At 60.5% G+C, this 24,205-nt stretch carries 20 protein-coding genes; 9 read left to right on the top strand and 11 right to left on the bottom strand.

The genetic code is table 11. The features are described 5' to 3' along the window. Positions 1 to 75: 75 nt before the first annotated feature. The gene (locus tag RGV33_RS08200) at positions 76 to 351 is read left to right on the top strand and encodes a hypothetical protein (RefSeq protein ID WP_322143837.1); all 276 of its coding nucleotides are present in this window, start codon (positions 76 to 78) and stop codon (positions 349 to 351) included. A gap of 45 nt (positions 352 to 396) precedes the next feature. Here RGV33_RS08200 and RGV33_RS08195 read toward each other — a convergent pair whose 3' ends face one another. Next, positions 397 to 1,743 carry a DEAD/DEAH box helicase gene (locus RGV33_RS08195; RefSeq protein ID WP_318302368.1) on the bottom strand — a complete coding sequence of 449 codons (1,347 nt, stop codon included), beginning with the start codon at positions 1,741 to 1,743 and terminating at the stop codon, positions 397 to 399. Between the two features lie 193 nt (positions 1,744 to 1,936). Between RGV33_RS08195 and RGV33_RS08190 the strand changes: the two genes are divergently transcribed. Then, positions 1,937 to 3,235, top strand: a complete 1,299-nt coding sequence (locus tag RGV33_RS08190; RefSeq protein ID WP_322143836.1) for a mechanosensitive ion channel family protein — start codon at positions 1,937 to 1,939, stop codon at positions 3,233 to 3,235. Between the two features lie 50 nt (positions 3,236 to 3,285). Here RGV33_RS08190 and RGV33_RS08185 read toward each other — a convergent pair whose 3' ends face one another. After that, positions 3,286 to 3,930, bottom strand: a complete 645-nt coding sequence (locus RGV33_RS08185) for a hydrolase (RefSeq protein ID WP_322143835.1) — start codon at positions 3,928 to 3,930, stop codon at positions 3,286 to 3,288. Between the two features lie 153 nt (positions 3,931 to 4,083). Here RGV33_RS08185 and RGV33_RS08180 point away from each other — a divergent pair, with 153 nt between their 5' ends. After that, the gene (locus tag RGV33_RS08180) at positions 4,084 to 4,989 is read left to right on the top strand and encodes a LysR family transcriptional regulator (protein ID WP_322143834.1); all 906 of its coding nucleotides are present in this window, start codon (positions 4,084 to 4,086) and stop codon (positions 4,987 to 4,989) included. On the opposite strand, the gene RGV33_RS08175 is transcribed toward RGV33_RS08180, so the two are convergent. The 3 genes from RGV33_RS08175 to RGV33_RS08165 all read right to left on the bottom strand — a co-directional run bounded on the left by RGV33_RS08175 (position 4,934) and on the right by RGV33_RS08165 (position 7,084). Beyond that, positions 4,934 to 5,815: a carboxylate/amino acid/amine transporter gene (locus RGV33_RS08175; RefSeq protein ID WP_322143833.1), complete on the bottom strand. Its 882-nt coding sequence runs from the start codon at positions 5,813 to 5,815 to the stop codon at positions 4,934 to 4,936. The genes RGV33_RS08180 and RGV33_RS08175 overlap by 56 nt on opposite strands. 203 nt (positions 5,816 to 6,018) lie before the next feature. Then, a complete protein-coding gene (locus tag RGV33_RS08170) occupies positions 6,019 to 6,618 on the bottom strand; it encodes an FMN-dependent NADH-azoreductase (RefSeq protein ID WP_322143832.1) in 600 nt (199 codons plus the stop codon). Positions 6,619 to 6,769: 151 nt separating this feature from the next. Further along, a complete protein-coding gene (locus tag RGV33_RS08165) occupies positions 6,770 to 7,084 on the bottom strand; it encodes a 3-phosphoglycerate kinase (RefSeq protein WP_322143831.1) in 315 nt (104 codons plus the stop codon). A 49-nt stretch (positions 7,085 to 7,133) separates the two neighbouring features. Here RGV33_RS08165 and RGV33_RS08160 point away from each other — a divergent pair, with 49 nt between their 5' ends. The 5 genes from RGV33_RS08160 (at position 7,134) to aqpZ (ending at position 12,235) form a co-directional block, all read left to right on the top strand. Beyond that, positions 7,134 to 8,057: a LysR family transcriptional regulator gene (locus RGV33_RS08160; protein ID WP_322143830.1), complete on the top strand. Its 924-nt coding sequence runs from the start codon at positions 7,134 to 7,136 to the stop codon at positions 8,055 to 8,057. A gap of 13 nt (positions 8,058 to 8,070) precedes the next feature. Continuing rightward, on the top strand, positions 8,071 to 8,874 hold the full coding sequence (locus tag RGV33_RS08155) for an alpha/beta hydrolase (RefSeq protein ID WP_322143829.1): 804 nt from the start codon (positions 8,071 to 8,073) through the stop codon (positions 8,872 to 8,874). Between the two features lie 3 nt (positions 8,875 to 8,877). Continuing rightward, positions 8,878 to 9,441 (top strand): peptidylprolyl isomerase A, encoded by a 564-nt coding sequence (locus RGV33_RS08150; protein WP_003210708.1) that lies wholly within the window; start codon positions 8,878 to 8,880, stop codon positions 9,439 to 9,441. 83 nt (positions 9,442 to 9,524) lie between these two features. Next, a complete protein-coding gene (locus tag RGV33_RS08145; protein WP_322143828.1) occupies positions 9,525 to 11,357 on the top strand; it encodes an ABC transporter ATP-binding protein in 1,833 nt (610 codons plus the stop codon). Positions 11,358 to 11,536: 179 nt separating this feature from the next. Next, positions 11,537 to 12,235, top strand: coding sequence for an aquaporin Z (gene aqpZ, locus RGV33_RS08140; protein WP_322143827.1), 699 nt, complete (start codon positions 11,537 to 11,539; stop codon positions 12,233 to 12,235). 11 nt (positions 12,236 to 12,246) lie between these two features. Here aqpZ and RGV33_RS08135 read toward each other — a convergent pair whose 3' ends face one another. From RGV33_RS08135 to hrpA, 5 genes are all read right to left on the bottom strand, one after another. Continuing rightward, positions 12,247 to 13,371, bottom strand: a complete 1,125-nt coding sequence (locus tag RGV33_RS08135) for a GNAT family N-acetyltransferase (protein WP_322143826.1) — start codon at positions 13,369 to 13,371, stop codon at positions 12,247 to 12,249. Between the two features lie 198 nt (positions 13,372 to 13,569). Next, positions 13,570 to 13,803, bottom strand: coding sequence for a zf-HC2 domain-containing protein (locus tag RGV33_RS08130; RefSeq protein ID WP_322143825.1), 234 nt, complete (start codon positions 13,801 to 13,803; stop codon positions 13,570 to 13,572). Then, the gene (locus tag RGV33_RS08125) at positions 13,797 to 14,411 is read right to left on the bottom strand and encodes an RNA polymerase sigma factor (RefSeq protein ID WP_010176505.1); all 615 of its coding nucleotides are present in this window, start codon (positions 14,409 to 14,411) and stop codon (positions 13,797 to 13,799) included. Before RGV33_RS08125 ends, RGV33_RS08130 begins: the two co-directional genes overlap by 7 nt. A 177-nt stretch (positions 14,412 to 14,588) precedes the next feature. Continuing rightward, positions 14,589 to 15,710, bottom strand: a complete 1,122-nt coding sequence (locus RGV33_RS08120) for a beta-ketoacyl-ACP synthase III (RefSeq protein ID WP_322143824.1) — start codon at positions 15,708 to 15,710, stop codon at positions 14,589 to 14,591. A 397-nt stretch (positions 15,711 to 16,107) separates the two neighbouring features. Beyond that, positions 16,108 to 20,019, bottom strand: a complete 3,912-nt coding sequence (hrpA, locus tag RGV33_RS08115; protein ID WP_322143823.1) for an ATP-dependent RNA helicase HrpA — start codon at positions 20,017 to 20,019, stop codon at positions 16,108 to 16,110. 289 nt (positions 20,020 to 20,308) lie between these two features. On the opposite strand from hrpA, the gene RGV33_RS08110 reads away from it, so the two are divergent. Next, positions 20,309 to 22,189, top strand: a complete 1,881-nt coding sequence (locus RGV33_RS08110; RefSeq protein ID WP_322143822.1) for a restriction endonuclease — start codon at positions 20,309 to 20,311, stop codon at positions 22,187 to 22,189. 16 nt (positions 22,190 to 22,205) lie between these two features. Here the strand turns inward: RGV33_RS08110 and aceK are convergent, their stop codons facing one another. Further along, positions 22,206 to 23,927: a bifunctional isocitrate dehydrogenase kinase/phosphatase gene (gene aceK / locus RGV33_RS08105; protein WP_322143821.1), complete on the bottom strand. Its 1,722-nt coding sequence runs from the start codon at positions 23,925 to 23,927 to the stop codon at positions 22,206 to 22,208. Positions 23,928 to 24,205 lie beyond the last annotated feature (278 nt).

The following is a 24,205-nucleotide window of genomic DNA, read 5'->3' as shown; positions in this document are numbered from 1 at the left end:
GACAGGCGCAATTTCGCTGAACTTTTCAAGGTTGCCGGCCCTCAACCGAATATCACCGCCATGGAGGTCCCAACAATGAAAACCCTGCTGAATATGGCCGTCGCTGCCACGTTGCTCACCGCCCTGCCCGCCTGGGCCTGCACGCTGGAAGAAGCCACCGCCAAGCGTGAGCAATTGGCCAAGGAAGTCACCAAGCTCACCCAACAGAACCCGCAGAAGGCCAAGAAGATCAATGAAGAGTTGCAGAACATGAAGCTGGAAACCGCCAGCGCCGACCTGCCCGACAAGTGCCAACTGATCGACCAGCGCCTCAAGGAAATGGACGAGGCTGGCGCCAAAGCCAAAAACTGAGGCAAAAAAAACCGGACATTGTCCGGTTTTTTTGTGGCTCAAGCCTTATTCGGCAGCGGGTGCTTCCGGCTTGCGACGCTTCAGAGGCGCCATGCCGTCCTTGCTGACCAGCGACAGGTTGTCGGTCTTCGGGCGGTTGGCAATCTTGCGCTTGGTCGGCGACTTGGCGCCGGCTTTCTTCTTCTCGCCCTTGGCGTCGACCTTTTTCTTCTTCACGCCAACGGCCTTGCCCGAGGCCTTGACTTTCTTCGGCCCGCCGTAGGTGCCTTTGACTTCCTTGATGGTGCGGCGCTCGAACGACTGCTTCAAGTAGCGCTCGATGCTCGACATCAGGTTCCAGTCGCCGTGGCAGATCAGCGAGATCGCCAGGCCATCGTTGCCGGCACGCCCGGTACGACCGATACGGTGCACGTATTCGTCACCGCTGCGAGGCATGTCGAAGTTGATCACCATGTCCAGGCCATCCACGTCCAGGCCGCGGGCGGCAACGTCGGTGGCGACCAGGATCTTCACGCCGCCTTGCTTGAGGCGGTCGATGGCCAGCTTGCGGTCCTTCTGGTCTTTCTCACCGTGCAGGACGAACGCCTTGTACTCCTGGGCTACCAGGCGACCGTAGATGCGGTCGGCCATGGCGCGGGTGTTGGTGAACACGATGGCCTTCTGGTAGGTCTCGTTGGCCAGCAGCCAGTTAAGGATCTGCTCTTTGTGCACGTTATGGTCAGCGGTGATGATCTGCTGACGCGTGGTCGAATTCAGGTCGCTGACGTTGTTGACCTGCAGGTGCTCCGGGTTGTTCAGGATCTTGGCGACCATGTCGCGCAGGGTCGAACCCCCGGTGGTGGCCGAGAACAGCATGGTCTGCTGGCGGTTTACACACTCTTGCACCAAACGCTGCACATCGTCGGCAAAGCCCATGTCGAGCATGCGGTCGGCTTCGTCGAGCACCAGCACTTCAACTTCCTTGAGGTCCAGGTTGCCGGCGTTCAGTTGCTCGATCATCCGGCCTGGGGTACCGATCAGGATATCCGGCACTTTGCGCAGCATGGCGGCCTGGACCTTGAAGTCTTCACCGCCGGTGATCAGGCCGGACTTGATGAAGGTGAACTGCGAAAAGCGCTCCACTTCCTTCAAGGTCTGCTGGGCCAGCTCCCGGGTCGGCAACAGGATCAGGGTCTTGATGCTCACACGGACTTTGGCCGGGCCGATCAGGCGGTTCAGAATCGGCAGGACGAAAGCGGCGGTTTTGCCACTCCCGGTTTGAGCCGTCACCCGCAGGTCACGCCCTTCGAGCGCGAGCGGGATGGCCGCTGCTTGCACAGGCGTTGGCTCGACAAATTTAAGCTCGGCCACGGCTTTGAGCAGGCGTTCGTGCAGGGCGAATTGGGAAAACACGGGTGCTACCTCGAAGAAATACAAAAAAACAGCTGCATAGGGTAACGGTTTCGGGCGCCGAGGCCGAGTTTCTTTACGCGAACTGTGTCAATCAGGCGCTTTTTTGTCAGGGGATTTGTCCACAAGGACAACTTTGGCCTACTTAAATGCTCTAATTGCCCCGTCACGTCTTACAGAAGAATCGCGTTTACCCATGGATATCAAACAGCTCTGGCTCAACGTCCAAGACCTTTGGGGCACCCTCGACGAACACCCGCTGCTGCATTCCAGCCTGACACTGGTGGTGTTGCTGGTGGTGGCATTGCTGCTCGGACGAGTGGCTCGGTACCTCATCCTTCATGCCGTCAAACTGCTGGGCCGGCAACCCGCGCTGCACTGGCTCAACGACCTGCGGCACAACAAAGTCTTCCACCGCCTGGCGCAGATGACGCCATCACTGGTGATCCAGTTCGGCCTGTACCTGGTGCCGGGCCTGAGCAAGACCGCCACCCTGTTCATCGGCAATGTCGCCCTGGCCTTCACCATTCTGTTCATGGTGCTGGCGATCAGCGCCCTGCTCAACGCCTTGCTGGATATCTACGCTCGTACCGAACACGCCCGCACCCGCTCGATCAAGGGCTACGTGCAGTTGGCGAAGATGGTGTTGTTCGTGTTTGGCGCGATCATCATCGTCGCGACGCTGATCGACCGCTCACCGCTGCTACTGCTCTCCGGCTTGGGTGCGATGTCGGCGGTGATCCTGTTGGTGTACAAGGACACCCTGCTGTCGTTCGTCGCCAGCGTGCAACTGACCAGCAACGACATGCTGCGGGTCGGCGACTGGATCGAAATGCCCCAGGTCGGTGCCGACGGTGACGTGGTGGACATCACCCTGCACACCGTGAAAGTGCAGAACTTCGACAAGACCATCGTCTCGATTCCCACCTGGCGCCTGATGTCCGAGTCGTTCAGGAACTGGCGCGGCATGCAGGCCTCCGGCGGGCGGCGGATCAAGCGCAGCCTGTACATCGACGCCAGCGGCGTGCGCTTCATCCGCGACGACGAAGAGCTGAAACTCTCCCAGGTGCACCTGCTGACCGACTACATGAGCCGCAAGAAGGCCGAACTCCAGGCCTGGAACGAAGCACAGGGCAACGTCGCCGCGATGTCCGCCAACCGTCGGCGCATGACCAATATCGGCACTTTTCGCGCGTATGCGTTGGCGTATTTGAAAAGCCATCCAGAGATCCAGCCAAACATGACGTGCATGGTGCGGCAGATGCAGACCACGGCCCAGGGCATTCCGCTGGAGATCTACTGCTTCACCCGCACCACCGCATGGGCCGACTACGAGCGGATCCAGGGCGATATCTTCGATTACCTGCTGGCGGTGCTGCCGGAGTTTGGCTTAAGCCTGTACCAGCAGCCGAGTGGCGGTGACCTGCGGGCGGGGATGTTGCCAGCGGTGCTGGGGGCCAGTCATTTGCCCCCGGCGGAAAAGGCAGTGATGTAACAACAAAAAACGGCACAACCTGAGTTGTGCCGTTTTTTTTGCCGTCGGCCTTACTTGACCTGACGCTGGGGGGCGCCGTGCACCATGGTGTAGGCGTAATCCACGCCCATGCCGTAAGCGCCGCTGTGTTCCAGCACCAGGCCCATCACCGCGTCGTAGGTTTCCTTGTGAGCCCAGTCACGCTGGTATTCCAGCAGCACTTGCTGCCAGGTCACCGGTACCGCGCCGGCCTGAATCATTCGCTGCACCGACATGTCGTGCGCTTCTTTGCTGGTGCCGCCGGAAGCGTCGGTGACGATGTACACCTCGTAGCCTTCGGCCAGGGCTTCGAGCGCCGGGAAGTTCAGGCAAACCTCGGTCCACAGGGCCGCCATGATCAGCTTCTTGCGCCCGGTGGCCTTCACCGCTGCCACCAGTGCCTTGTCTTCCCAGGAGTTCATCGAGGTGCGCTCGATTGGCTGCTGGTCCGGGAATATATTCAACAGTTCCGGCCAGATGTAGCCGCTGAAGCTCTTGGTCTCAACCGAGGTCAGGATGGTCGGCACGTTGAAGATCCTGGCCGCCTTGGCCAGCGCCACCGTGTTGTTCTTCAGGGTCTGGCGATCGATCGACTGCACGCCAAAGGCCATCTGCGGCTGGTGGTCGATCAGGATCAGGGTGGAGTTGGCCGGGTTGAGCAATTCGCGAATAGACATGGTGACTTCCTTTTAATGTTTTCGATTCGGTGTGGGATGCGTTCAGCGCCGCTGAGAAGCTTGGCTGGCGGCTTGGAAGTAACTTTACGGGCTGGATAAAATTGAGACAATTACCTAAAATCGAGAATCATTGATTCTAAAAAAGGGACAGTCATGGATCGCATCGAATGCATGCGGGCGTTTGTCGTCACGGTCGGCGAGAACGGCTTCGCTGCCGCCGCACGAGCCATGGACGTACCGCGCTCAAAAGTCAGCAAACAGATTCAGGCACTGGAGGACGCGATCGGCGTGCAACTGCTTCAGCGCACCACCCGCAGCCTGCATTTGACGGAGGCCGGGGCCGAGTATTTTGACGCGGCACGAGAGGTGCTGGCCGCGCTGGACGAGGCCGAACAGCGGGCCAGGGACGGCATCGGTGAGTTACGCGGAGTGTTGCGGGTGAATGCGCCGATGTCGTTCGGGCTGCACCGCCTGGGACGGTTGATTCCGCTGTTCCATGAACAGCATCCCCATATCGAGTTGCAACTGGTGCTCAGTGACCAGCAGGTGGACCCGGTACGCGGCGGGTTCGACGTGACCATCCGCATCGCCAGCATGCCCGACTCAACGATGATCGCCCGCCAGTTGGCACCTGCGCCACGGATCATGGTGGCTGCGCCAGCCTACCTGGCACGCGCGGGCACACCGCAAACCCCGCAAGACCTGCGCCAGCACCAATGCCTCAATTATGGGTACCTGCAGAGCGGCGTCAGCCTGCAACTGAGCAAGGGCCAGGAAACCCAGCGGGTCAACGTCACCGGCCCTTTGCACGCCAACAACGGCGACCTGCTGGCCCAGGCGGCGGAAGCCGGGATGGGCATCGCCCTGTTACCGGACTTTATCGTCGAAGACGCCCTGAAGGCCGGGCGCCTGGTGCCGGTGCTCTGCGAATGGCAGGCGCCGGCAATTACCATCAATGCGGTTTATTCGTCAGCGCGACGCGTGCCGCAAAAGACCCGCGCGTTCATTGACTTTTTGGTGACGCAATTGGCGCCGAAGAGCGCAGGCCCAGCCGGCTGATCCACACCGCGCCCAGAATCACCAACCCGCCCAGCAGCAACCGGCCCAACGGTTCATGCTGGTTCCAGATCAGCAGGTTGAGCAACAACCCAACCGGCACATGCAGGTTGTTCATCACCGCCAGCGTGCCGCCGTTGACCATGCACGCGCCCTTGTTCCACCAGTACATGCCCAGTGCCGTGCTGACCAGCCCCAGGAACACCAGCACACCCCACTGCAACGGCGCTTCCGGCAGGTAGTTGGCCTTGCCGAACATCAGGAACGCCGGCAACGCCACCGCCAACGCGCCGAGGTAGAAGTAACCAAAGCGCCGGTAATGCGGCAGATCACTCGGATGACGCGCCACCAGATGCTTATAAAGCACCTGCCCGGCGGCGTAGGTGAAGTTGGCCAGTTGCAGCAGCAGGAAGCCCATGAAGAAGTTCGGGGTGATCTGGTCAAAGCGGATTACCGCGGCCCCCGTCACCGCCACCAGTGCGGCCACCAGCGCCCACGGGTTGAAGCGGCGGTTCAAGGCGTCTTCGATCAAAGTCACGTGCAACGGCGTCAGGATGGTGAACAGCAACACCTCCGGCACCGTCAGCACCCGGAAGCTCAGGTACAGGCACACGTAGGTCACGCCAAACTGCAACGCGCCGATCACCAGCATGCCGCGCATGAACGCCGGTTCCACCGAGCGCCAACGGGTCAGCGGGATAAACACCAGCCCGGCCAACAGCACGCGCACCAGCACTGCGAAGTAACTGTCGACGTGACCGGCCAGGTATTCACCGATCAAGCTGAAGGAAAACGCCTGGATCAGCGTCACAACAAGTAGATAGCCCATGCTCGCCTCATTTTGAATGGGCGCGACATTAGCGGTTTTCCGGCGCTTGCGAAACTCAAGGCAAAAAAAACCCGACCTCGCTAAAAGCGTCAGTCGGGCAGGAGCACTCAGGAGCAAAAAGTGCAAAGGGAGGTTCGATACGCGTACTTGAAGGGTTGCGTGGAGCTATTAAAACCGCGGGCGATTATCTGGCGATTAACGGATCACGCCACCTGTGCCAGCAAAGCCTTGGCCTGGTTCACGCCTTTTTCCTGGAAATCGCCGCCCAGGTTCACCCCTTCGGCGTGAATGAAAGTGACGTCGTGAATGCCGATAAAACCCATGACCTGACGCAGGTACGGTTCCTGGTGATCGGTGCTGCCGCCGGCATGGATGCCGCCGCGGGCGGTCAGCACAAAGGCGCGCTTGTCGGTCAGCAGGCCTTGGGGACCGGTGGCGGTGTATTTGAAGGTCACACCGGCACGCAACACATGGTCCAGCCAGGCTTTGAGGGTGCTGGGAATCGCAAAGTTGTACATCGGTGCGGCCATGACCAATACATCGGCGGCCAGCAGCTCATCGGTCAGTTCGTTGGAGCGGTCCAGGGAAGCCTGCTCAACCGTGCTGCGCTGCTCGGCAGGTTTCATCCAGCCGCCCAGCAGGTTGGCGTCCAGGTGTGGAACGGGGTTGATAGCGAGGTCACGCACGGTGATCAGGTCAGCCGGATGGGCAACTTTCCATTGGCTGATGAATTGTTGGGTCAGTTGGCGGGAGATTGAATCCTGCTGACGGGCGCTGCTTTCGATGATCAGAACACGGGCCATGATTATGTAAGCTCCATCGGTGAATGCTGTAAGGCGATGGAGTGAAGGTTAATCAGAGCCCGTTCGATTAAAAAGCGTAAAAAATTGCTATAACCCATCTAGAAATTTGTTTATAAGCGGAGTATTGCTGTAGCCGTCCTCCGCTTTTGCCTTATTTCGGTGCGCACGTCAGCTGGATACGCATCTTGATAACGGCACGGCTGAAATTGACCGTGGTGTTGGTGGTTTTCCCGGCCGCGACGGTGACCTTGCGGGTACGCGGGGCTTCCGGGCCGTTGGTAAAGCGTACCTTGCACTCGGCGTCATTGGGGCCGTAGTTGGTGAGCTGGATCGAACTGATATTGCTGTCGACGTCCGACGCGCTGTAGTCGATCTTCACGCCCTGGATGTCTTTCGTCACATCGGTAGTAAAGGCGAACGCACTCAACGGCAGCAGCGCCAGCAGTACACAACAGAATTTTCTCATTCGGCAGTCTCCAATAAGGACCGCCAGCTTAGGACAAGAGGAGCTCAACTTGAAAGCGCCCCGCGTTACCCTTGATCAATGGCGCACCTTGCAAGCCGTGGTCGATCATGGCGGCTTCGCCCAGGCGGCCGAAGCGCTGCACCGCTCGCAGTCCTCGGTGAGCTACACCGTGGCCCGCATGCAAGACCAGCTCGGCGTGCCGCTGCTGCGTATCGACGGGCGCAAGGCGGTACTGACCGAAGCCGGCGAAGTGCTGTTGCGCCGCTCCCGGCAACTGGTGAAAAATGCCAGCCAACTGGAAGACCTGGCCCACCATATGGAGCAAGGCTGGGAGGCCGAGGTGCGGCTGGTGGTCGATGCCGCTTACCCCAACGCCCGCCTGGTACGCGCGCTCACCGCCTTTATGCCGCAAAGCCGCGGCTGCCGGGTACGCCTGCGCGAAGAGGTGCTGTCCGGTGTCGAAGAGCTGCTGATGGACGGCATGGCAGACCTTGCCATCTGCGGTTTCATCATTCCGGGTTACCTGGGTACGGAAATGAGCGACGTCGAATTTGTCGCCGTGGCGCACCCCGAACATCCGCTGCATCAATTGCACCGCGAACTAAGCTTCCAGGACCTGGAAAGCCACATGCAGGTGGTGATCCGCGACTCCGGCCGCCAGCAGCCGCGGGACGTTGGCTGGCTAGGCGCTGAACAGCGCTGGACCGTCGGCAGCCTGCCCACTGCCGCTACCTTCGTCAGCAGCGGCCTGGGTTTTGCCTGGCTACCTCGGCACCTGATCGAGCGCGAACTCAAGGAGGGCCTGCTCAAGTTGCTGCCCCTTGAACGAGGCGGCAGCCGCAACCCAACGTTCTACCTTTATTCGAACAAGGACAAACCCCTGGGCCCGGCCACGCAGATTCTCGTCGAGTTGTTGCGCACCTTCGACACTGCTCCACTGGACGCGCCTTTCGCCGCACCGCAGCAAGCCTGAACAAGGAGTTCGCATGGCCTATTTCGAACATGAAGGTTGCACCCTGCATTACGAGGAATATGGCCACGGCACGCCGCTGATCCTGATCCACGGCCTGGGCTCCAGCTGCCTGGACTGGGAGTTGCAAGTACCCGTGCTGTCCCAACACTACCGGCTGGTGGTGGTGGACGTGCGCGGCCACGGCCGCTCCGACAAACCCCGGGAACGCTACAGCATCGCCGGCTTCACCGCCGACCTGGTGGCCTTGATCGAACACCTGCAACTGCCCCCGGCCCATGTGGTTGGCCTGTCCATGGGCGGCATGATTGCCTTCCAGTTGGCAGTAGACGAACCGCACAGGCTCAGGAGCCTGTGCATCGTCAACAGCGCACCTCAGGTCAAGGTGCGCACGGCCAGCGATTATTGGCAGTGGGCCAAGCGCTGGAGCCTGGCGCGCATCCTCAGCCTGGACACCATCGGCAAAGCCCTGGGCAGCATGCTGTTTCCCAAGCCCGAACAGGCCGAACTGCGGCGCAAGATGGCCGAACGCTGGGCAAAAAACGACAAACGTGCTTACCTCGCCAGCTTCGATGCGATTGTTGGCTGGGGCGTACAGGAACAACTTTCAAGAATTTCCTGTCCAACCCTGGTCATCAGCGCCGACCACGACTACACCCCCGTGGCGCAGAAAGAAATCTATGTAAAACTGCTACTCGATGCGCGACTGGTGGTGATCGAGGATTCCCGCCATGCCACGCCGCTGGACCAACCCGAACACTTCAATAACACCCTGCTCGATTTTCTCAAGACAGTCGAAACCACAACCCAGGATCACTGACCCATGCTGAAAAAAATCGCCTTCTTTGCCGGTTCCGTGCTGTTCGCTGCCAACCTGATGGCGGCCGAACCCGCCAAGGCACCCCACGTATTGATCACCACCACCAATGGCGACATCGAAATCGAGCTGGACCCGGTCAAGGCCCCGATCAGTACCAAGAACTTCCTGGCGTATGTCGACAAGGGCTTCTACACCAACACTATTTTTCACCGGGTAATCCCGGGGTTCATGGTGCAGGGCGGTGGTTTCACCCAGCAAATGTCGCAAAAGCCAACCGAAGCACCGATCAAGAACGAGGCCAGCAACGGCCTGCATAATGTGCGTGGCACCCTGTCGATGGCCCGTACCAACGACCCGAATTCCGCCACCAGCCAATTCTTCATCAACGTTGCAGACAATGCCTTCCTCGACCCGGGCCGCGATGCCGGTTACGCAGTGTTCGCCAAAGTGGTCAAGGGCATGGACGTGGTCGACATCATCGTCAACTCGCAAACCACCACCAAACAGGGCATGCAGAACGTGCCAATCGATCCTGTCCTGATCAAGTCGGCCAAGCGCATCGACTGAAGGCTACAGGGAGTTTCGCGCGGTGCCCGCCAGGCACCGCGCGCATTTGAACAGGAGAGCCCGCCAGGCGGGCGTCAGACCTAATGCTCTATCGTCGTTTTGAACAACTGATCGACATCTTCCGCGAACCTCCCAGCGCGGCCCCTCCCGATAAAGTCCTGCCGTTCTACCTCTATTACCTGCGCCAGGTGTGGCCATGCTTTGCCGCCTTGCTGGTGGTGGGCCTGATCGGCGCGCTGATCGAAGTGGCGCTGTTCAGCTACCTGAGCCGCATCATCGATTTGGCCCAAGGCACGCCGCCGGCCAACTTCTTCCAGACCCACGCCAACGAGCTGATCTGGATGGCCGTGGTCGCCCTGCTGCTGCGCCCGATTTTCGGCGCCCTGCATGACCTGCTGGTGCACCAGACCATCAGCCCCGGCATGACCAGCCTGATCCGCTGGCAGAACCACAACTATGTGCTCAAGCAGAGCCTGAATTTTTTCCAGAACGACTTCGCCGGGCGCATTGCCCAGCGCATCATGCAAACCGGCAACTCATTGCGCGACTCCGCAGTGGCCGCCGTGGATGCGATCTGGCACGTGGCGATCTACGCCATCAGCGCCCTGGTGCTGTTCGCCGAAGCCGATTGGCGCCTGATGATCCCGCTGATTGCCTGGATCGTCGCCTACAGCCTGGCCCTGCGATACTTCGTACCAAGGGTCAAGGAACGCTCGGTGATTTCCTCCGAGGCGCGCTCCAAACTCATGGGGCGGATTGTCGACGGCTATACCAACATCACCACCTTGAAGCTGTTCGCTCATACGAACTTCGAGCAGAACTACGCCAGGGAAGCCATCGTCGAGCAGACCGAGAAAACCCAGCTGGCCAGCCGCGTCGTGACCAGCATGGACATCGTGATTACCACCATGAACGGCCTGCTGATCGTCACCACCACGGGCCTGGCCCTGTGGCTGTGGACCCAATCCCTGATTTCGGTGGGCGCCATTGCCCTGGCCACCGGTTTGGTGATTCGTATCGTCAACATGTCCGGCTGGATCATGTGGGTGGTCAACGGTATTTTTGAAAACATCGGTATGGTCCAGGACGGCCTGAAAACCATCGCCCAGCCGCTGGCAGTGACCGACCTGGAGAATGCCCCGCGCCTTGAGGTACCCCATGGCGAGGTGCGGTTCGACCAAGTGGACTTCCACTACGGCAAGAAGAGCGGAATCATCGCGGGCCTGAACCTGGACATTAAGCCGGGTGAAAAGATCGGCCTGATCGGTCCGTCCGGCGCGGGTAAATCCACCCTGGTCAACCTGCTGCTGCGCCTGTACGACCTGCAGGGCGGACGCATCCTGATCGACGGCCAGAACATCGCCGAAGTCGCCCAGGAAACCCTGCGCGAACAGATCGGCATGATCACCCAGGACACCTCGCTGCTGCACCGTTCGATCCGCGACAACCTGCTGTATGGCAAGCCGGACGCCACCGACGAAGAACTCTGGGCCGCGGTGCACAAGGCCCGCGCCGATGAGTTCATCCCACTGCTGTCGGACGCCGAGGGCCGCACCGGCCTGGACGCGCACGTCGGCGAGCGCGGGGTCAAACTCTCCGGCGGGCAACGCCAGCGCATCGCCATTGCGCGGGTGCTGCTCAAAGACGCGCCAATCCTGATCATGGACGAGGCCACCTCGGCGCTGGATTCGGAAGTCGAAGCGGCGATCCAGGAAAGCCTGGAAACCCTGATGCAGGGCAAGACGGTGATTGCCATCGCTCACCGGCTTTCCACCATTGCGAGAATGGACAGGCTGGTGGTGCTGGAAAAAGGCCAGATTGCCGAGACCGGCAGCCATGCCCAATTGCTCGCACACGGCGGTTTGTATGCACGATTGTGGCAACACCAGACCGGCGGGTTCGTGGGAATAGACTGATTCCGTTGGTTAACCGCCCACTCAATTGCGAACAATTCTGACAGCTTTCTCTATCTCGCTGGTCTTGCGACACAATCCTGCTGTACTGCAATCAGGCCCCGGGAGGGCTCTGATTTAAGGCAGCAGGGAAGCGTCACAGACCCGTTAATCAGATAGAGCAATCTACTAAGGATGTGTTCATGTCACTGTTAAAGCGTTCCGTTACGGAAGGACTGGGTACGTTTTGGCTGGTGTTGGGTGGCTGCGGCAGTGCGGTATTGGCCGCATCGTCGCCCGTTGGGATCGGGGTGCTCGGTGTGGCCCTGGCGTTCGGGCTCACGGTGCTGACCATGGCATTTGCCATCGGGCACATCAGCGGCTGCCACCTCAACCCTGCAGTGTCGGTGGGGCTGGTAGTGGGCGGAAGGTTTCCGGCCAGGGAGTTACCGGCGTACATCATCTCCCAGGTAATCGGCGGCATCGTCGCCGCAGCACTGCTGTATTACATAGCCAGCGGCAAGCCCGGGTTCGAACTGGCCTCGGGCCTGGCCAGCAATGGCTACGGCGAGCATTCACCCGGCGGTTATTCGATGGCGGCAGGGTTTGTGTGTGAGCTGGTGATGACGGCGATGTTCGTGCTGATCATCCTCGGCGCCACCGACCGCCGTGTTCCCACGGGCTTCGCGCCCATTGCCATCGGCCTGGCGCTGACGCTGATCCACCTGATCTCGATCCCGGTCACCAACACCTCGGTCAACCCGGCCCGCAGTACCGGCCCGGCATTGATCGTCGGCGGCTGGGCACTGCAGCAATTGTGGATGTTCTGGCTCGCGCCGATCCTCGGTGCGGTGGTTGGCGGCTTTACCTATCGATGGCTGGGTGCAGAAAAAACCGCCTGAGCCAAACCGGTTCAGCCCTGCCGATAAGGCAGGGCTGCCCTCGCCTCCTCGGCATACGCCAGGATCCCCACGCTCTCGCGCTCCAGGAAGTCTGCCACCGCGGTTTTCAATCCTGGATGACGCAAGTAATGCCAGGAATGGGTGATCACCGGCTCAAACCCGCGAATCAACTTGTGCTCGCCCTGGGCTCCGGCATCGAAACGCTGCAAGCCGTGGGCAATCGCGTAGTCCATGCCTTGATAGAAGCAGGTTTCGAAATGCAGCCGGTCGAACTCGGCCAGGCAGCCCCAGTAACGGCCATAAAAGCTGTCACCACCGATCAGGCTGAAGGCCATGGCCACCGGCCGTGAGCCTTGCTTGGCCAGCACCACGCGAATCGCCTCGGGCATGCGCTCGGCCAGCAAGCTGAAAAATTCTCGGGTCAGGTAGGGCGATTGTCGGCGTATGGCATAGGTATTGGCGTAGCAGGCGTAGACAAAATCCCACTGTGCCTCACTCAGCTCATGACCTTGCAACCATTCAAACTCGATGCCCTGCCCCGCCACCTGCTCGCGCTCCTTGCGCATCTGCTTGCGCTTGCGCGAACTCAACGCATCGAGGAAGTCCTGGAAGTCGCGATAACCGCGGTTCTGCCAATGAAACTGGCAGCCGAGGCGTTGCAGCCAGCCCGGTTGTTGGGCCAGCGCGGTGTTTGCCAAGGCATCGGTAAAGTTGATATGGGCGCTGGAAAGGCCTTCGATTTCCAGGTAACCCGGCAGGCTTTTAAGCAGCTCCAAACCGTCCTCGGCGCTGGCGGCCAAAAGGCGCGGGCCGCTGACCGGGCTGAAAGGCACCGCCACCAGCAGTTTCGGGTAGTAGTCGATACCCGCGCGCTCACAGGCGTCAGCCCAGCCGTGGTCGAACACGTATTCGCCATAGGAATGCCATTTGCGGTAGCTGGGCAACGCGGCAATCAACCGGCCACCTTCGTAATGCAACAAATGCTCGGGCTGCCAGCCGGAGTGCGGGCCGATGCTGGCGCTGTCTTCCAGTGCACTGAGGAACGCGTGGCGCAGAAACGGCTGATCTGCGGGGACCAACGCGTTCCACTCATCGGGCGCAATCTCGGACAGGTTATTCAAACGTTGTAACGGCATCCCATTCCCCGACGGTCACGGCTTTGTGTAGGAGCGAGCTTGCTCGCGATGGTCGTTAACGATAACGCGACCATTCTGACAGAACGCGGCGTTCTGCGGTTCTTCGCGAGCACGCTCGCGCCCACCAGGCTCGGCGAAAAAAAAGCCCGCGTCGTTTTTCGATGCGGGCTCGGTTTTCAGTGTGAAAAGTGACGGGTATTACTGTTCGCGCGAACGCTCGGCGGCCAGGCGTTCGGCCAACGCATCCACATCAGCAATGGGCGGCTCGGGCAGGATCTTCAGTGTCGCCTGCATCAAGCGCATCTGCCGGATAAAGCGCCGGCAGTTGGGGCAGAACATCAGGTGATGGCGCACCAGCAGACGTTCTCGAAAAGTCAGTTGCCCATCGAGATAGTCACTGGAACGCGCCACTTGTTCTTTACAGGTCAACATTCGCCGGTTTCCTCAAAATGCTCCACCGTGGCGAAGACTTTAAGCCGTGCTCGATGCAGCAGCACACGAACATTGGAGAGCGATAGTGTCAGAAGATTACAAATCTCCTCTAATTCCAGGCCCTGACGTTCGCGTAACAGCAAGACGCTGCTCTGCAACTCGGAAAGACTGGCCAGTGTGTGCTCCAGGCATTCGCGCAGTTCGTCTTCGGTAAGCAGCGCTTCCGGAGTGTCCTGGTGCCAGGCAAACGGCGCGACGGCCCAGTGGCCGTCGTCGGGCACAAAGCGATCATCGCCGATGGTGCCGTGGGGCGACGGCAAGTCATCGAGCAGCACTTCCCGGCGATTTTGCTTGTAGCGGCCCTTCGCCGAGTTGGCCGTGATGGTCAGCAGCCAGGTCTTGAGGCTGGAACGCCCTTCGAACTTCGCCAGGTTGCGCACCACCGACAGCCAGGCGTCCTGCACCACTTCGTCGGCATGGCGCTGCCCGACTATGGCATAGGCCACGGCGCGCATGGCGCTCTGGTAGGTGGTGACCATTTCCTTGTAGGCCCGCTGCTCGCCCTTGAGCAATCGTTCAAGCAAATGCGCGTCGTCCGCTGCTGCCATTCAAGACCTCGATGCAAACACATCCAAACGCAGGAATACGGTCAATGTGGGAGCTGGCTTGCCCGGCACCTCGGTGTCTCAGGCATACCGAGGTGATGCTATCGCAGGCAAGCCAGCTCCCACAGAAGCCCGCTCCCACGTTGACCTTACCCATCAATGAATAGCCAACCAGTTTAATCAGCGTTTGCGCAAAATCACGCTACCAATCGAATACCCTGCGCCAAACGAACTGAGCACCGCCACAGCGCCTTTGGGCAGATCGTCCTGGTAGGTGTGGAACGCAATCACCGAACCCGCCGAGCTGGTGTTGGCGTAAGTATCGAGGATCACCGGCGCTTCTTCCACCGACGCCTCGCGGCCCAGCAGTTTCTTGACGATCAGGTGGTTCATGCTGAGGTTGGCCTGGTGCAGCCAGAAGCGCTTTACATCGCCCACGTTCAGTTGGTTTTCCGCCAAGTGCTTGCCGATCAACTCGGCGACCATCGGGCACACATCACGGAAGACTTTGCGGCCTTCTTGCACGAACAGCTTATCTGGGGCACCGATGCCCTCTGGCGCCGCGCGGTTGAGGAAACCGAAGTTGTTGCGGATGTTATTGGAGAATTTGGTCAGCAGCTTGGTGCTCACCACGTCGAACTGATGCTCGGAAGTGGCAAGGTCAGCCCGCTCCAGAATCACGGCGGTGGCCGCATCGCCAAAAATGAAGTGGCTGTCGCGGTCACGGAAGTTCAGGTGGCCGGTGCAGATCTCCGGGTTGACCATCAGGATGGCCCGCGCCTGGCCCAGCTGGATGCTGTTGGCGGCGTTCTGGATACCGAAGGTCGCCGAGGAACAGGCCACGTTCATGTCAAAGCCGAAGCCCTGAATGCCCAGCGCTTCCTGGACTTCAATCGCAATGGCCGGGTACGCACGCTGCAAGTTGGAACAGGCAACGATCACGCCGTCGATGTCAGCGGCGGTCTTGCCCGCGCGCTGCAACGCTTGCTCGGCGGCACCCACGGCCATCTGGCAGAGGATCGACCATTCGTCGTTGGAGCGCTCGGGCAGGCGTGGTGCCATGCGCTGCGGGTCCAGAATGCCGGCCTTGTCCATCACAAAGCGGCTCTTGATGCCCGAGGCCTTTTCGATAAAGGCAGCGCTGGATTCGGTCAGTGGCTGGACGTCACCGCGTTCGATGGCTGCGGCGTTATCCAGGTTGAACTGTTGCACGTAAGCATTGAAAGACTGCACCAGCTCTTCGTTGGAGATGCTGTTGGCCGGGGTGTACAGGCCTGTGCCGCTGATGACGACGTTATGCACGGTCGTTCCTCTAAATCTGTTCAGGCAGAAGGTATTGGTACCGTCGTACCAAACCGTAAGTAGTTTTATGCCGTCCAGCGGCTTTCAAACTGGAAACGCTTTATTCCATCGCGCCACGGCTGCACCAGCCCAACTCGACGATCCCGGCATTTATAACCGCGAAGTTTGCCACAACATCGACAACTTGGCGCCCTGTCCCGGACAAACACCTTTACCCCTGTGGCGAGCGAGCTTGCTCGCGTTGGGTCGCGAAGCGGCGCCGATAAAGTTATCGGGGTGTTTCAGAGAGACCTTATGGGGCTGCTTCGCAGCCCAGCGCGAGCAAGCTCGCTCACCACAGTCGCTCACCACAGTCGCTCGCCACAGTTGCTTGCCACAGTTGCTTGCCGCACGTCGGTCACGCTTCGACCAGGCTCCATTGTTTGCTCAGACGCTTGTCGGAAATCGGCACCCTGGTGCCCAACTGCTGGGCAAACAGCGACACCCGGTATTCCTCCAGCCACCAGCGATACAGCTCTAGCTGGGGGTCGCGCTTGCCTTCCTGGGCATGCTTGTTCAGGCGGTTCTGATATTGGCTCCACAGGCCGCCGAGCTCCGTACTCCAGACCCGATCCTTTTGCACCTGGCTCGGCAGTTTCTCCAGGCGCAACTCGATGGCCTTGAGGAACCGCGGCAGTTCCTTGAACCATTGTGCCGGGGTTTCCCGCACAAAACCGGGGTACACCAGGTTGCCCAGTTGCTGCTTGATGTCATTGAGAGCCACGGCCTGGGCCAGGTCAATCTTGCCCTTGAAGCGTTTTTGCAGGCCATGCCACAGTTTCAGGATGTCGAGGGTCAGACGCGCCTGGCGCTCGGCATGCTCGGTCCAACTTGCGCGCTTGCGCTCGGCCAGCGCGGCCAGGCCAGCACCGTCCCGTGGCAGGCTGGCCTCGCCTTCCAGCACGCAGCTGTCGAGGCTGGCCAACAGAATGTCTTCCACCAGGGCTTCGATACGCCCCAGTTCGCGGTACATCAGCCCCAACTCGGTCAGGCCGGGCAACTTGCCCCGCAGGAATTTTGCCGGTTCGGCCAATTGCTGCAACAGCAGGCGTTGCAAGGCCCGACGATGCTGGAACTCGGCCTCGGCGGCGGTGGAGAAACGCCCCTCCTTCACCGTGCCGTTTTCTTCCACCAATGCCGGATATACCGTCATCGACAGCCCGGCGATGTTTTGTTGGGTTTTCTCGGCCACCGCCGCAAACACCTTGGCCTCTACAGGCTGCTGGCTTTTCGCGGTCTGCGGCACCGCCAATGCGGCCTGACTGGCCTCGGCGAAGCGTGCGGTCAACTCGGCCAGGTCGCGGCCCTCGCCAAGAAACTTGCCCTGGCCGTCGACCACTTCAAGGTTCATCTTCAGGTGGTTTTCCACCTGTTGCGCGGCTTCGGCCCAGGCTTCATCGCTGACCCGCGCGCCGGTCATACGCAATAACTCGCGCCCCAACGCCTGGGGCAACGAGCCCTGGCCAAATTCGATGCGTTGCAACGCCGCCTTGACGAAATCGGGCACCGGCACAAAGTTCTTGCGCAGCGCCTTGGGCAAATTGCGCACCAATGCAATGCACTTGGCCTCGATCACACCCGGCACCAGCCATTCCAGGCGTTCGGGCGGCAATGCCGGCAACAGCGGCGCCGGCACACGCAAGGTCACGCCGTCCCGGGGATGGTTGGGTTCGAAGTGATAACTCAACGCCAGCGCCAGGTCGCCCAGGTGCAACGTGTCTGGATAATGGGCAGCGGTGACTTCACTGGCCTCGCGGGCCAGCACGTCTTCTTCGCGCATGATCAGCAGTTGCGGGTCTTTCTGGCTGTTGACCTTGTACCAACTGTCGAAAGTCGCGGTCTGGTGAATCTCGGCCGGCAGGCGCGCATCGTAGAAGGCGTACAACGTTTCTTCGTCCGCCAGGATGTCGCGCCGGCGGGCCTTGGCTTCCAGTTCGTCGAGCTGTTCCAGCAGTTGCTGGTTGGCAGTCAGGCACCGGGCCCGGGACTGAATCTCGCCGCGCACCAGGCCTTCGCGAATAAACAGCTCGCGGGACGTCACCGGGTCAATCGGCCCGTAATGCACCGGCCGGCGACCGACGATGATCAACCCGAACAGGGTGATCTGCTCAAACGCCACCACTTGGCCGCGCTTCTTCTCCCAATGGGGTTCGAAGTGGTTTTTCTTGATCAGGTGCCCGGCCAACGGTTCGATCCAGTCGGCGTCGATCTTGGCCACCATCCGCGCATACAGCTTGGTGGTTTCCACCAGTTCGGCGGTCATCAGCCATTGCGGGCGCTTCTTGCCGATGCCCGAGGAGGGGTGAATCCAGAAGCGTCGCTGACGCGCGCCCAGGTAATCGCCGTCCTCGGTTTTCTGGCCGATCTGGCTCAACAAGCCGGACAGCACCGCCTTATGCAGTTTCGGGAAATCTGCAGGTTCCTTGTTGACGGTCAACTGCATGTCGCGGCAAATCAGGCTCAACTGGCGGTGGGAATCACGCCATTCCCGCAGGCGCAGGTAATTCAGGAAATTCTTGCGGCACCAGTTGCGCAGCGGGCTGGCGGTCAACTCCTGGCGCTGTTCTTCAAAGCCGCGCCACAGGTTCACCAATCCGGCAAAATCCGAATCCGGGTCTTTCCATTGTGCATGAGCCTGGTCGGCGGCTTGCTGGCGTTCCGGCGGGCGTTCGCGCGGGTCCTGGATCGACATCGCGCTGGCAACGATCAGCACTTCCTGCAGGCTGCCCAGCTTGGCGGCTTCCAGCAACATGCGGCCCATGCGCGGGTCTACCGGCAAACGCGCCAGTTGGCGGCCCATCGGCGTCAGTTGGCTGTTGCGGTCGACGGCCGACAATTCTTGCAACAGGTTGAAACCGTCACTGATGGCCTTGCCATCCGGCGGCTCGATAAACGGGAAGTCGGTGATCTCGCCCAGGCGCAGGTGCAGCATCTGCAGGATCACGGCCGCAAGGTTGGTGCGCAGAATCTCGGGGTCGGTAAATTCCGGACGCCCGATAAAGTCTTCTTCGCTGAACAGGCGCACGCAAATACCCGGCTCCACCCGCCCGCACCGGCCTTTACGCTGGTTGGCACTGGCCTGGGAAATCGCCTCGATCGGCAAGCGCTGGACCTTGGCGCGGTAGCTGTAGCGGCTGATGCGCGCGGTGCCGCTGTCGATCACATACCGAATGCCCGGCACGGTCAGCGAGGTTTCTGCGACGTTGGTCGCCAACACTACACGGCGGCCCGGGTGGGACTGGAAAATCCGCTGCTGCTCGGCCGGCGACAGGCGCGCATACAACGGCAGAATCTCGGTGTGCTTGAGCTGGGCCTTGCGCAGCATGTCGGCGGCGTCGCGAATCTCGCGCTCGCCGGGCAGGAACACCAGCACATCGCCCGGGCTCTTGCGCTCGCTGCGTTCAAAGGCGGCAATTTCATCAAGGGTGGCGAGAATCGCCTGGTCGACGGTCAGGTCGTCCTCGACACGGTTGCCCTCCTCGTCCTGCTCCAGGGTCAGCGGGCGGTACCAGGTTTCTACCGGGAAGGTGCGGCCCGACACCTCGACAATCGGCGCATCGTCGAAATGCTTGGAAAAGCGCTCCAGGTCGATGGTGGCCGAGGTGATGATGACTTTGAGGTCCGGGCGACGCGGCAGCAGGGTTTTCAGGTAGCCCAGCAGGAAGTCGATGTTCAGGCTGCGTTCGTGGGCTTCGTCGACGATGATCGTGTCGTAGCGTTCGAGGTAGCGGTCGTTCTGGGTTTCGGCCAGCAGGATGCCGTCGGTCATCAGCTTGATCAGAGTGTTGGAATCACTCTGGTCCTCAAACCGCACTTGATAGCCCACCAGCGACCCCAGCGGCGTCGCCAACTCTTCGGCGACCCGGCTCGCCACACTGCGCGCCGCAATCCGCCGCGGCTGGGTGTGGCCGATCAAACCATATTGGCCGCGGCCGATTTCCAGGCAGATTTTCGGCAACTGGGTGGTTTTACCCGAGCCGGTCTCGCCGGCAATGATCAGCACCTGATGCTTGAGCAGCGCGGCCTTGATCTCATCGCGCTTGGCGGCGATCGGCAGGCTGTCGTCGTAGCGAATCACCGGCAGGCTGGCACGCCGCGCCGTCACCTGGGCGCAGGAGGCCTGCATCCGCGTCACCCACTGCGCAAGTTTTTCCTCATCGGGTTTCTTGCGCAACTCAAGCAGTTGCCGACGCAAGCGATGGCGGTCGGCGAGCATGGCGTGATCGAGGTTTTTCAGCAGTTGGTCGATAGCGGGCGCTTGGTCAGTCATCAGGTACGCAAAGGTCTTCTAAGTGAGGCAGGTGGGCCTGCGGTGACGTGATCGGCAAAATTCAGCGGGCGATTGTCGCAGATTTCGGGCCGCCAGGACGAGTCTGTTGCCTTCTGAACCTTCCTACATCGCTAGGAAACATATCCCAGCACTCACTCAGACCAATCCTTACAGCTAGTCCCGAAGGAATCGCTCTAATGGGGCGTTGAGCCTCGCAACCCTGCGATAGCCGACGCCAAGGATGAGTTCTTTACGCCTGCGGATGAGGCCTTTAAAAAGGATTGTCCTGATGCTACTCGGAAAAACCCTGCATGACCCACAGCCCCAAGCGGCCAATTCAACACAACCGACACCCTCGGCGGCGGGTGCCCAGGGCATTGCCCATTCGGACAAAGCGCTTGACCCGCACCGGCTGCGCGACCTGACATTGGTCGGCGTAGGCAGCAGCGTGGCCTACCTGGCCAATGAATTGACCCGCCGGTTTGCCGCAGACGGCCCAGCATTACCGTTGCGGGGCAAAGTCAGCATTATCGGCCAGGAAGACCCGTGGTCGGCCAATGTTCGCGGCCAGGGCTACATCAACCATCAGCATGAAATCATCGATCAGTGGGGCCCGAAGGCGCCTGCCTACAACCCCGCCTACGCAGACCGGGGCGAGTTCGCAGCGAGCAACCAGGCCCAGCTGGAACGCGCGAAAGCGCTGGGGGCAGAACATCTGCCGGCGCAGATAACCTCAATCAGCCAGCTGAAAAACGGTACTTATCACATTCAACTGGAAAACGGCCAAGCCATAGAAAGCCGCCAGGTAGTACTAGGGATGGGCGCTGGGCCGCACACCCGCTTATGGAACACCGACGGCGTGCAGACCCAGGCAGAACAACGCCTGGGCAATATCCGCCCGCATCAGCAGGAGGCTTTGCAGGGCAAGGTATTGGACTTGGACGAGTTCATGCGAGCGACCGACAGTAGCCCTGAACAGTTCGCGGGCAAGCGCGTGGTGGTGCATGGCCCCAATGCGGGGATCGATGCGGTGGAGCGCGCGGGAGAACTGGGCGCCCACGTCAACTGGATGATCCGCAGCACCAAGCCGGTGCTGCTGGACGGCCATCAACTGAAATTTGCCCCCGAGGTGGCCAGGAACAATCTGGTTTCGGTGGATGAACTCGACATCTACCCAAACACCGCCCCGCAAGGCTCGGCCCTGCGCCTGAACTACAGCGCACCTGGCGATGACCCGCTGGCGCCTCGCAAAACCCTCGACGCCGATTACTACGTGTATGCCCTTGGGCAGGACATCCACAAGCCGGGAAGTGCCGGTGCCATCCTGGGGGACTTGTTGGGCAAGCTGGAGCCTGTCTACGACTACGATCAGGTCTATAGCGACCAACCCTACAAAACGGTAGTGGGCCTGCAAAGCCGTGGCAGCGACAGCAGCCAGGGGTTAGTGGTGGTTGGTGCAGCGGTAGCACAACTGGCCGCCAACGTTCAGCACAGCTATCTGGACCACGCGGCCGAGCGTATTTTCCAGCACTTGGAAAAGCTCCCCGGCTTCCAGGGCGAGACGCTTTCACGCTTGATGCTGGACGGGGCAAGCCGGCAAGACATTCAGACACACCTGCACGCCTGGGCGGCAACCACGCCCTCCGCCCCGGCGGTACAGGTACTGCACAATCAAGTGTCGGATTACCTGGCGGCTCGCGACTACTTCCAGCAGCAAGCCGCAAAAAAAGGCACGCGCGGCGTCGTCGGTGAAGTGGAAAACCAAACGCTCAACCAGGTGGCTTCGGTGGTCGTGTCGCCGCAGTTGGGCACCGTGAAGGCTTCAACCGCTGCCCTCTCGGGGCTGATGCCGGCGTACGTGGCCAATGGTGAAAACAACTTCACCATGGACGATCGCACCATGTTGCGCGCGGGCATCGCAGACCGCTACCCGAACATCGATAATGCCAGGGCCAGCCAGTTCATCGAGGACGTGATGGACCTGCGCCACCTGGGCAGCCAGGCCTTTATCAACAAGGCAAACGCCGAAGGGGCAAGCCAGGCGCCTGTGCAAACGCCCGTGGTGGGCGTACCGGCGCCCGTCAGGGAAGGCTATGAGGCGCAGTTGGAAGCCTTGAATAATGGCGCCGACAACGAACCATTAAGCCGTCAGTGGGAACGCGCACAGTAACGCTGCGGGCACTGCCCTACTCGTTATCCAGCCCCTTGCGCCGGTAAGGAAACACATCAATCACCTTGCCGGCGCGTATCGCCTCTTGCAGGCTTTTCCAGTAGTCGGCGTTGTACAACTCGCCATGCAGTTCGTCGAACAGCCGACGCTGCCCGGCGTCAGCAAACAGGAACGGCGGAAACTCCTCCGGAAACACATCCAGCGGGCCGATGGAGTACCAGGGTTCAGAGGCCATTTCATCCTCCGGAGTGCGCGGCGCCGGTATATGGCGAAAATTGGCCTCGGTCAGGTAGCAGATTTCGTCATAGTCGTAGAACACCACGCGACCGTGACGGGTGACGCCAAAATTCTTCAGCAACATGTCGCCGGGGAAAATATTCGCCGCCGCCAGTTGCTTGATCGCCAGGCCGTAGTCCTCCAGCGCTTCGCGCACCTGGGCTTCATTGGCGTTTTCCAGGTAGAGGTTGAGCGGGGTCATGCGCCGCTCGGTCCAGCAGTGGCGAATCAGCACCGTATCGCCCTCTACCTCGACGGTGCCGGCGGCGACGTCCAGCAACTCGGCCAGGCACTCGGGCTCGAACTTACTCAGCGGAAACCGGAAGTCGGCAAACTCCTGGGTGTCGGCCATGCGCCCGACACGGTCGACACTCTTTACCAACCGGTACTTCTCGATCACGGTGGCGCGGTTGACGTTTTTCGACGGCGAAAACCGGTCCTTGATGATCTTGAACACGGTGTTAAAGCCCGGCAGGGTAAACACACTCATGACCATCCCGCGCACGCCCGGGGCCATGATGAATTGGTCATCGGTGGACGCGAGGTGGTTGATCAGCGCCCGGTAGAATTCGGACTTGCCGTGCTTGTAGAAGCCGATGGAGGTGTACAACTCGGCGATGTGCTTGCCCGGCAGAATGCGCTTGAGGAAGCCGATAAACTCGGCCGGCACCGGCACGTCCACCATGAAATAGGAGCGGGTGAACGAGAAGATGATCGATACGTCGGCCTCGTCCGTGATCAGCGCGTCGATCTGGATACCGCGCCCTTCGCGGTGCAACAGCGGTATCACCAGCGGCCATTGCTCGTCGCGGGTGTAGATGCGTCCTACAAGGTAGGCGCCTTTGTTGCGGTACAGCACCGAGGAAAACAGTTCGACGTTGAGGCCCGGGTCTTTGCAGACCCAGTCCGGAAGGTTCTCGCGCAACTGCGCTTCCAGGCGGCGCAGGTCGGCCGGCAAGTCGGCGTAGGGTTCGCTGAAGCTGTAATCGGCAAAAACCTGCTCCAGCATGCCTGCCAGCTTGCCGCCCGGCTTGTAGGTGCGGGTTTGCGCAGCCCGGGCACGGCGCAGGCTGGGCCGGGTGGTGTGAATGAACATGCAGCCGTCGCTGATCAGGTCATGGCTGAACAGGCCGCAAAACGTCGAGTTGTACCAGGTCTCGGAGAGCTCATCGTCAAACCGCAGGTCGATCAGGCTGATGTAGGCGCTTTTCACCCGCGGCCAGGCTGCAATGTCGAGCAATACAGCCTCATCGAAGGCCGCCCGCAGCCGTGCCGTGACTTCACTGACCTTGTCTTCATACAGGTTGATGCGCGCCGCCGAAGCCGCCTGCCCTTGCTGCCACTGGGCCTTTTCGAAACGCTCCCGGGCGCCATCGGTGATCTGGCGGAAGTGCTCGCGGTAGTCGTCAAAGCCGTCGAGGATCATCTGCGCAATGTCGAGGGCTGGCGTGTGCTGCGGCATGGGGAAACCTCTGCGGGCATTTGGGGTGAGTTGAGCTTAACCAGTGTGCGGGAACTGGAGAAGGGTGATTTTCCGGGCCCTCTTGTACGGGTTCGTTCATTTTGTACATTTATTTACTGTTTATTTAATTCGACCAACCGGTCAATAAAAACATCCGCGCGTCAGCTTGCCTCCGTTAAACGTTTCACCTGCAGGCCTTACGCAGCGTGCCCTGCCCGTGTGCGCCACGACCAATAAGAGTTTTTGCTCTACGGCGCCGGGCTTTGAGGGCCACCCGA

The sequence above is a fragment of the Pseudomonas sp. Bout1 genome (assembly GCF_034314165.1).
Classification (GTDB): domain Bacteria; phylum Pseudomonadota; class Gammaproteobacteria; order Pseudomonadales; family Pseudomonadaceae; genus Aquipseudomonas.
The sequence above is the reverse complement of the archived record's forward strand: the minus strand, read 5'-3'. Positions and strand labels throughout refer to the sequence as shown.

Excerpts from the sequence above, each read along its gene's own strand:
- RGV33_RS08145 (WP_322143828.1), top strand. The coding sequence starts at position 9,525 with ATGCTCTATCGTCGTTTTGAACAACTGATCGACATCTTCCGCGAACCT.
- RGV33_RS08190 (WP_322143836.1), top strand. The coding sequence starts at position 1,937 with ATGGATATCAAACAGCTCTGGCTCAACGTCCAAGACCTTTGGGGCACC.
- aqpZ (WP_322143827.1), top strand. The coding sequence starts at position 11,537 with ATGTCACTGTTAAAGCGTTCCGTTACGGAAGGACTGGGTACGTTTTGG.
- hrpA (WP_322143823.1), bottom strand. The coding sequence starts at position 20,019 with ATGACTGACCAAGCGCCCGCTATCGACCAACTGCTGAAAAACCTCGAT.
- RGV33_RS08185 (WP_322143835.1), bottom strand. The coding sequence starts at position 3,930 with ATGTCTATTCGCGAATTGCTCAACCCGGCCAACTCCACCCTGATCCTG.
- RGV33_RS08200 (WP_322143837.1), top strand. The coding sequence starts at position 76 with ATGAAAACCCTGCTGAATATGGCCGTCGCTGCCACGTTGCTCACCGCC.
- RGV33_RS08170 (WP_322143832.1), bottom strand. The coding sequence starts at position 6,618 with ATGGCCCGTGTTCTGATCATCGAAAGCAGCGCCCGTCAGCAGGATTCA.
- aceK (WP_322143821.1), bottom strand. The coding sequence starts at position 23,927 with ATGCCGCAGCACACGCCAGCCCTCGACATTGCGCAGATGATCCTCGAC.
- RGV33_RS08180 (WP_322143834.1), top strand. The coding sequence starts at position 4,084 with ATGGATCGCATCGAATGCATGCGGGCGTTTGTCGTCACGGTCGGCGAG.
- RGV33_RS08135 (WP_322143826.1), bottom strand. The coding sequence starts at position 13,371 with ATGCCGTTACAACGTTTGAATAACCTGTCCGAGATTGCGCCCGATGAG.
- RGV33_RS08125 (WP_010176505.1), bottom strand. The coding sequence starts at position 14,411 with ATGGCAGCAGCGGACGACGCGCATTTGCTTGAACGATTGCTCAAGGGC.
- RGV33_RS08165 (WP_322143831.1), bottom strand. The coding sequence starts at position 7,084 with ATGAGAAAATTCTGTTGTGTACTGCTGGCGCTGCTGCCGTTGAGTGCG.
- RGV33_RS08175 (WP_322143833.1), bottom strand. The coding sequence starts at position 5,815 with ATGGGCTATCTACTTGTTGTGACGCTGATCCAGGCGTTTTCCTTCAGC.
- RGV33_RS08155 (WP_322143829.1), top strand. The coding sequence starts at position 8,071 with ATGGCCTATTTCGAACATGAAGGTTGCACCCTGCATTACGAGGAATAT.
- RGV33_RS08150 (WP_003210708.1), top strand. The coding sequence starts at position 8,878 with ATGCTGAAAAAAATCGCCTTCTTTGCCGGTTCCGTGCTGTTCGCTGCC.
- RGV33_RS08130 (WP_322143825.1), bottom strand. The coding sequence starts at position 13,803 with ATGTTGACCTGTAAAGAACAAGTGGCGCGTTCCAGTGACTATCTCGAT.
- RGV33_RS08110 (WP_322143822.1), top strand. The coding sequence starts at position 20,309 with ATGCTACTCGGAAAAACCCTGCATGACCCACAGCCCCAAGCGGCCAAT.